This window comes from Ignavibacteria bacterium (assembly GCA_025612375.1).
In the GTDB taxonomy this organism is placed as follows: Bacteria; Bacteroidota; Ignavibacteria; order Ignavibacteriales; family SURF-24; genus JAAXKN01.
This window is the reverse complement of sequence record JAAXKN010000100.1, coordinates 1-2501: the sequence shown is the minus strand read 5'-3', so window position 1 is coordinate 2501 and position 2501 is coordinate 1. Positions and strand designations below refer to the sequence as shown.

The window sequence follows — 2501 nt, the reverse complement described above, 5'->3', positions numbered from 1 at the left end:
TGATTAGCGACATTTAGATTTGCCGTTTGGCGACAATTATTTTTGCCGGTTTTAGGTAGAAATAATTATAATCCGTACACAGAAAAAATTAGGGTGTACGGATGGTTACAAACAGTCAAATCAAGAGGTTAAGAATGCTAATCAACAAGGGCTTAACACAGGAAACGGCCTCAGAAAAAGCAGGTATTGCCGAAAGAACCGCAAGAAAATACCTGAAGGAAGGCAGGCTTCCTGATGAACTACGGAAAGACCACACCTGGAAGACAAGAGAAGACCCGTTTAAGGAAGATGAAGAGAGAATAAAAGAAATGTTATCGGATAATCCCTCACTGGAGGCAAAGACAGTTTTTGAATATCTGATAGCAGAAAATCCGGACAGATATAATTGGGGACAGCTGAGAACGCTTCAAAGGAGGTTTAAGCAGTGGAGGGCTCTAAGTGGCCCGTCAAGAGAAGTCATTTTCCCCCAGGTCCACCACCCGGCTCATCTCTGCCAGTCAGACTTCACCAGCATGAATCACCTTAATATTACAATACGAGGTGAAAAGTTTAATCACCTGGTTTATCATTTCATTCTGACCTATTCGAACTGGCAGACCGGAACAATATGCCGCAGTGAAAGCTTTGAAGCCTTAAGCGACGGATTTCAGAGGGCACTCTGGGAGCTTGGCGGAGTGCCAGATCTTCACCAGACAGACAGCCTGTCTGCTGCCGTAAGGAATACAGGCATCAACCATGAGGCATTTACAGAAAGGTATGCTGCCTTAACGAGGCATTACGGCATGCAGGCAAGGAAAACAGAACCGGGCAAGGCTAATCAGAACGGAGACACCGAGCAGAGCCATAACCGTCTGAAAAAAGTAATGGACCAGCAGCTGATGCTGAGAGGATCGAGGGATTTTGAGAGCATAGAAGACTACTCGGATTATCTTGCCTCAATCTTCAGAAAACTGAACGCTACCATCAGGAAGAGGTTTGAAGAAGAAGTAAAGCTTCTAAAACCCCTGCCCGTACAGAAAGTGGACTGTTATAAGCGTGAGATAGTAAGAGTCAAAAGCTGGAGCACCGTTACGGTCTGCCACAATACATACTCGGTCCACAGCCGCCTTATAGGCGAGAAGGTAACGGCAAAGCTTCTGCCGGAAGTAATCGAGATCTGGTATGCCCAAAGGTGTGTCGAAGTGCTCCCAAGGCTTAAAGGACGGAAGAAACACTTCATACAGTACCATCACATAATCGATTACCTCATACGGAAGCCCGGAGCATTTGAAAATTACATATACAAGGAGGACCTTTTCCCCACTCACCGTTTCCGTGTTGCCTATGACTGCCTCATGGAAAGGAATCCGCAAAGGGCATCAAAGGAATACCTGAAAATACTTCACCTTGCAGCCAAAGAAAACGAGGCTTTTGTCGACAGTGCAATAGAAAGACTCCTCAGGGAGGAAAGAGAAATATCATATGAAGCAGTACTGGGCATACTCCATAAAGGTACACAGCCTGAACAGATTCGTGACGTACTGGTTATGTCAATCGATCCAAAGGCTTATGATGTACTGCTTGAAAGGAAAATAGAAGAAGGAGTAGCAGCATGAAGGAAAAGCAGCTTCACCAGGACATTAAGCAGGTGTTCAAAATACTCCGTCTTCCTGCCATGCTCTCCTCCTATCAGACACATGCAGAGATGGCAAGAAAAGAGGCCATAAGCTATGAGGAGTTTTTATATAATCTCTTGTCAGAAGAGGAACAGAGCCGTGAGAACAAACGCATTGAACGTCTCTTAAAGGACTCAAGGCTTCCATTGGAGAAAACGATGGATTCTTTTGACCGTAAGAGGCTCCCGAAGAAGCTCGAAGCACAGCTGAGTTCTCTTACCCTGGGAGGCTTCGTAAACCGAAGGGAGAACGTTCTTGCCTTTGGTAACCCTGGGAGTGGGAAAACCCATCTTATCTCGGCAATAGCCCACGAGATGGTACACCTTGGCTACAGTGTGATGTTTAAGAAGTCGAGCCTCCTTATCCAGGAGCTTTTAATAGCAAAGCAGGAGCTCAGGCTCCCCAGGTACTTAAAGCAGCTCTCACGCTACGACATACTCATCATTGATGATATAGGCTACATACAGCAGAGCCGTGAGGAGATGGAGGTCTTGTTTACACTTCTAGCAGAACGCTATGAGCGTGGAAGCATTATGCTTACCAGCAATCTCCCGTTCTCTAAGTGGGATCAGGTCTTTAAGGACCCAATGACGGCAGCGGCCGCAATTGACCGCCTGGTCCACCACTGTATAATACTGGAATTAAACCTGCCCAGCTACCGTTTGGAAGAATCAAAAAAGAAAAAAGAGGAGGAAAAAGAAGAAATTACCGGCTAAAAAGAAAACTGCAGAGAAATTGTGTACTACATTCCGCCCTCCGGGCTCCATTCCGTACACAATTTCTAGGAACGACAACTACCGGCAATTATAATTGTCGTTAACCGGTAATTTTAATTGACATTAATCA

The 2501-nt window shown here is 45.5% G+C and carries 2 protein-coding genes; both read left to right on the top strand.

The genetic code is table 11. The annotated features are described in order from the left end of the window. Nucleotides 1-134 precede the first annotated feature (134 nt). Nucleotides 135-1595, top strand: a complete 1461-nt coding sequence (locus HF312_21430) for an IS21 family transposase (protein ID MCU7522776.1) — start codon at nucleotides 135-137, stop codon at nucleotides 1593-1595. Beyond that, a complete protein-coding gene (locus HF312_21425) occupies nucleotides 1592-2371 on the top strand; it encodes an ATP-binding protein (GenBank protein ID MCU7522775.1) in 780 nt (259 codons plus the stop codon). Before HF312_21430 ends, HF312_21425 begins: the two co-directional genes overlap by 4 nt. Nucleotides 2372-2501 lie beyond the last annotated feature (130 nt).